Annotated in this window: 7 protein-coding genes; all 7 read left to right on the forward strand. The window is 40.5% G+C overall.

Going from position 1 to position 5,645, the window contains the following annotated elements:
• Positions 1-690: 1,2-phenylacetyl-CoA epoxidase subunit PaaC (paaC, locus tag AC1DUW_RS19965; protein WP_477643274.1), on the forward strand; the 690-nt coding region annotated here is incomplete at its 5' end.
• 26 nt (positions 691-716) lie between these two features.
• Positions 717-1,214 carry a 1,2-phenylacetyl-CoA epoxidase subunit PaaD gene (gene paaD, locus AC1DUW_RS19970; RefSeq protein WP_053344771.1) on the forward strand — a complete coding sequence of 166 codons (498 nt, stop codon included), beginning with the start codon at positions 717-719 and terminating at the stop codon, positions 1,212-1,214.
• A 16-nt stretch (positions 1,215-1,230) separates the two neighbouring features.
• Entirely contained in the window at positions 1,231-1,536 is a 306-nt protein-coding gene (locus AC1DUW_RS19975; RefSeq protein ID WP_053344772.1) for an EthD family reductase, read from the forward strand.
• Complete coding sequence (locus AC1DUW_RS19980) at positions 1,533-2,309, forward strand: enoyl-CoA hydratase/isomerase family protein (protein ID WP_053344773.1); 777 nt, start codon at positions 1,533-1,535, stop codon at positions 2,307-2,309. The genes AC1DUW_RS19975 and AC1DUW_RS19980 overlap by 4 nt, the downstream gene beginning before the upstream one ends.
• A gap of 10 nt (positions 2,310-2,319) precedes the next feature.
• Positions 2,320-3,093 (forward strand): enoyl-CoA hydratase-related protein, encoded by a 774-nt coding sequence (locus AC1DUW_RS19985; protein ID WP_477643275.1) that lies wholly within the window; start codon positions 2,320-2,322, stop codon positions 3,091-3,093.
• 23 nt (positions 3,094-3,116) lie between these two features.
• Positions 3,117-4,637: an aldehyde dehydrogenase family protein gene (locus AC1DUW_RS19990; protein ID WP_098176528.1), complete on the forward strand. Its 1,521-nt coding sequence runs from the start codon at positions 3,117-3,119 to the stop codon at positions 4,635-4,637.
• A 115-nt stretch (positions 4,638-4,752) separates the two neighbouring features.
• Entirely contained in the window at positions 4,753-5,625 is an 873-nt protein-coding gene (locus AC1DUW_RS19995; protein ID WP_053344776.1) for a 3-hydroxyacyl-CoA dehydrogenase, read from the forward strand.
• Positions 5,626-5,645: the final 20 nt, after the last annotated feature.

The raw sequence follows: 5,645 nt of genomic DNA on the forward strand, positions 1-5,645 counted from the left end.
CATATCGAGGAAGATGTAGCATCTTCCTCGATAGCCCAAGATACGATGGGGCATGCAGCCATATTCTTTAAATTATTGGAAGAACTTGGTGAAGGGGATGCAGATCAGCTAGCCCACGATCGTCCCGCGAAAGAACGTCGTAATGCGATAATTTTGGAAGTGGTCAATGGTCCTGGAAACTATATGGAAGACCCGGATTATGATTGGGCTTTTGCGGTAGTACGAAATTATTTATATACCCAAGCTAAAGCGATTAAGATTCAATCCCTTCATTCAAGTTCATATGAGCCGCTGGCTGAAGTAGCCCAAAAGGTACAGATGGAACTTTACTATCATTTGATGCACTGGAAAACATGGTTCATCCAATTGCTGGGTTCAGGTCACGAAGAAGCAGTTTCACGAATGAAAGCAGCTATTGAGAAAACGTTACAGGATTTTCAAGGAGTATTTTCACTTGGTCATTATCGAGTTGAAATGGTGAAGCAGGGTTTGATAGAAGATGAAGCGGTTTTATTGAATAAGTGGATTCAGGAAGTCACACCTGTTTTTGAAAGTGTAGGGGTGGCGTGCTCTATTAAAGTCGGAATGGTCAAAGGCGATGGACGCACTGGTCAGCATACAGAAGATTTAGAAAAAGCGCTAGAAACGTTAAGCGAAGTATACGCAAGCGATAAAACAGCAACTTGGTGAAATATTAGAAAAAGGGGAGGGGTACTATGTCGACCGTAATGTTAAACACAGAAGAAATATATAAACTCCTGGAAGACGTTAAAGATCCCGAAATCGATACAGTCAGTATTCTGGATTTAGGGATGGTTGAGAATGTGACGGTTTCGGGGCCGGACGTTTCAGTGAAAATGCTTCCAACTTTTCTAGGATGTCCCGCACTGTCCATCATTCAGAAAAATGTGGAGACAGCCATTAAACAGCTGACTGCCGTTAGAAATGTAAGTGTGGAATTTCTACGTTCCCCTTCCTGGACATCTGACCGGATTACGGAAAAGGGGAAAGCGGGATTAAAGGTTTTTGGGATCTCCCCTCCTCCTCGACAAATGAAAAAAGATGGATCATGGCATATAGATTGCCCGTATTGTGAATCTACCTATGTCACGATGGAAAACATATTCGGCCCAACAGCTTGCCGTAGTATCTTATATTGCAAAGCATGTAAAAATCCGTTCGAAGCGATGAAACCTATGATAAAAACTATCTAAATATGGAGGTATTCAAATGGTAAAGTTAATAGCCCTATACAAGCAGCCTGAAAATAAGGAAGCGTTTGATGAGCACTATTTCAATGTACACGGTCCAATCACGGAAAAAATCCCTGGTCTTCAAAAAATGGAAGTCACTAAAATAGTCGGAACCCCAATGGGCAAAGACTCTGAATATCACATTCTATGTGAAATGTATTATGAAGACCATGAAGCACTTCAACAAGGCATGCGTTCTCCTGAAGGAAAAGCATCAGGAAAAGATTTAATGGGCTTTGCAGGGAAACTTGTAACGATGATGATTGGTGAAGAAGTAAAATGAATGCGCTTCAATTTACTGAAACGTCAATTGAGGACGGAATTGGCTATATCTTTTTAAATCGCCCAAAGCAATTGAATGCATTGAATCGACAAATGGTCAGCGAAATTGTTTCTTCTATGGAAGCATTTGACCGCGATTCCGAAGTGAAGGTGATTTTGCTGACGGGCAATGGAAAAGCATTCTCTGCTGGAGCTGACATTGATGAGATGGTGAATGACAATCCAATCAGTATGGAGTTAACTAACCAGTTTGCTGATTGGGACCGAATGGGTCTAGTTAAAAAGCCCGTGATTGGTGCGGTAAAAAGTTTTGTATTCGGTGGCGGTTTTGAACTTGCTTTATCCTGTGACTTTTTGATCGCCGCTAGTGACACACAGTTTTCCTTTCCTGAAGTTACTCTKGGAGTCATGCCTGGTGCAGGCGGAACACAAAGACTAACGAAATTGGTAGGCAAAACGAAGGCACTTGAATGGATATTGACTGCCGAAAGGATCAATGCAAAAACAGCATTACAATACGGCTTTATTAATAAAATTGTTGCACCAGAATTGTTAATGGAGGAAACGGTTGATTTTGCAAGAAAGATAGCCAAACAACCCCCGCTAGCAGTTAGGATGATTAAAGAATCCGTAAATAAAGCCGTTGATTATTCCTTATATGAGGGAATGCAATATGAACGGAAGAACTTCTATATTCTTTTTGCATCAGAGGACCAAAAAGAAGGAATGAAAGCATTTGTTGAAAAAAGAAAGCCTAATTTTACAGGCGAATAAGGAGTGCTCTATGTACGAAACAATCACATATAGGGTTGAAAACGGAGTGGCATGGCTAACTTTAAACCGTCCTGATAAACTAAATGCCTTTACGTCCCAAATGAATAGGGAGATACAAAAAGCGATCAAAACATCGGCAAGCTCTGATGAAGTACGTGCCATTATCATTACTGGGGAAGGCAGGGCCTTTTGTTCAGGACAAGATTTATCTGAAGTGGATGAAGATGTAAATTTAGGGAAAATGCTCCGGGAAGATTACAGCCCGATGATGCAGCAAATAGCAAGCTGTGAAAAACCAATTATTGCAGCCGTAAATGGAGTGGCTGCAGGGGCTGGCTTCAGTCTGGCACTGGCATGTGATTTCCGTCTTGTTTCCGAGAAAGCCAGTTTTTTAAATGCTTTTGTCAACATTGGTTTGATTCCTGATTCAGGAAATCTATATTACCTTTCGCGAATTGTTGGTCATGCAAAAGCATTGGAATTATCCGTATTTGGAGAAAAGGTACCTGCAGCTGAGGCGAAAAACATGGGTCTAGCTACAAAAGTAATCAGTGTGGAAGAATGGAACGAGCAAGTGAAAGCCTTTGCAGAAAACATCGCAAGCAAACCTACGAAAGCAATTGGGTTAATCAAAAGATACTTAGAGGCATCTTATCACCTTTCATTAGAAGAATATTTAAAAGAAGAAGCAGAAGGTCAGCGAATTGCTGGCTTAACGATAGATTATTCTGAAGGTGTAACAGCCTTTGCAGAGAAAAGAAAAGCTCAATTTATTGGGAAATAATATAAAAAAGGGAGTGGGATTACATGGTTAAAGTTCAAGAAACAGTATTTGAAAAAGCAGAAACGAAGCGTGATTATTACCACCTAATTATTAACGGCGAAAGAGTGGAAAGTTCTAACGGAGCTACCATTGATGCCATTAATCCTGCGACTGGGGAAATCATTGCCAAGGTTGCGAAGGCTACTAAGGAAGATGCAGAAAAAGCAGTGCAAGCTGCACGTGAAGCATTTGATAATGGCAAATGGAAAAAAACACCGATCAATAAGCGGTCTCGTGTATTAAACAAAATTGCGGCTATTATGCGTTCACGCTTCAATGAATTAGTAGAATTAGAGGTTTTGAACAGTGGAAAATCCATTTCTGCAGCACAAGGTCAAGTTATGCAGGCGATAGAAGACTTCGAGTTTTATGCGGGAGCTTTAGTTGGACATCGTGGATCAGTCAATAATGTTCCAGGTCAATTCCATAACTATACGGAAAAAGAACCTGTGGGAGTATGTGCGCAAATCATTCCTTGGAACTATCCAATGATGATGGCAGCTTGGAAAATTGCACCAGCTATTGCAGTGGGCTGTTCTGTCATTGTTAAGCCAGCATCTTTAACTCCACTTACTGCCATTGTATTAGGTGAAATTTGTATGGAAGCAGGCGTTCCTTCTGGGGTAGTCAATATCATTCCTGGTCCTGGATCTGATGTAGGGAATTATCTTGTTGAACATCCGAAAGTGAATAAAGTAGCTTTCACAGGATCTACGCCAATCGGAAGAGACCTTATGGGCAAAGCCTCGCAGACATTAAAAAGGGTAACATTGGAGCTTGGCGGAAAATCTCCTAATATTGTCTTTGAAGACGCTGACATTGAAGCAGCTATTGATGGATCCCTATATGGTATTTTCTACAATACAGGTCAATCTTGTGAGGCGAGATCACGTTTATACGTACATGAAGATATTTACGATGAGTTTGTCACTAGATTCGTAGAAAAAACGAAAAAACTGAAATTAGGCAATCCATTAGATAAAGAAACGCATGTAGGTGCAGTCATTGATCAGGGACAATTGGATGTTATCGAAAAATATGTTCAATCTGCTATTGCTGATGGAGCAGAAATCCTAGTGGGTGGAAAACAAGCTGTCATTGAAGGCTTTGAAAGTGGTTATTGGTATGAGCCGACAGTCATTGCGAATGTTAATCATGACATGGATGTCGTTAAAGAAGAAATATTTGGCCCAGTTGTCGTTATCATGAAGTTCAAAGATGAAAAAGAGGCCATTAGACTAGCTAATGATACGGAATTTGGTTTGGGTTCTGCCCTTTGGACAAAGGATGGCGGCCGCGCAACTCGTGTGGCAAATCAAATCGAAGCAGGGATTGTCATGGTCAACTGTCCATTCTCAGCTTTTCCAGGAACACCTTTCGGCGGCTATAAACAATCAGGATTTGGCCGGGAACTTTGCATTGAAACATTGGATCTTTATACAGAAACAAAAAGTATCATTTCCTATCATGGAAGCCGTCCATTAAATCCTTTTGGTATTAAATAAAAACATTGAATAGGAAGCTGGCTGAATAATCTGTCAGAAAAGTAATTCAGGTATAGTTGAATGCTGATCTGATTCATTGCAGCCAGCTTTATCTATTTTAAAGGAGAATGATCGAATGATTAGAAATATAGTGGTTGTAGGTTCTGGAGTTATGGGCAGAGGTATAGCCTATGTAGGGGCAACGGGAGGCTTTGACGTAATATTGGTAGATGTGAATCCAGATGCATTGGAAAGTGCAAAGAAAGAGATTGAAACGATCTTCGAAAAAGGTGTGCACTACAAGAAAATTACCCAAGAAGAAGCGGCTGCAGCAAAAAACAGATTTTTATATTCTTCCAATTTAGAAGAAGCGGCTGCAAAAGCTGATCTAATTATAGAGGCAGTTCCAGAACAGACAGAAATTAAGAAATCCGTTTTTGAAACAATTGAAGAACATGCACAAGAAAACTGCTATTTTGCTACTAATACTTCCACTATGAGCCCGACTGAAATTGGTTCTTATGGAAAGCGTCCTGAAAAAACGATAGCGATGCATTTTTTCAATCCTGTACAAAAAATGCCATTAGTAGAAATTGTTCGTGGCCTTGAAACCAGTGATGAAACGGCAGCGGTAATAAAAGAGGTTGCTGAGAAAATGGGGAAAGAGACAGTAGTCATTAACGAATTCCCTGGTTTTGTAACAAGCAGAATTAGCTGTCTGGTTGGAAATGAAGCGTTCTATATGCTTCAAGAAGGATTAGGTACACCTGAAGAAATCGATAAGGCAATAAAACTTGGACTGAATTATCCAATGGGACCATTTGAACTTGGGGATTTAGTGGGACTGGATGCCCGTTTAAATAATTTAAGATATTTACATAGTAAACTTGGTGAGAAATATCGTCCGGCACCGCTTCTTGAACAGTATGTAAAAGCAGGCCGGCTCGGTCGCAAGTCTGGTAAAGGTGTATACGACTATACTAAAAATGAAGAGGCGGTGGGAAAATGAGAGAAGTTGTGATTATAGAT

The sequence above is a fragment of the Peribacillus sp. P4_C12 genome (assembly GCF_056402095.1).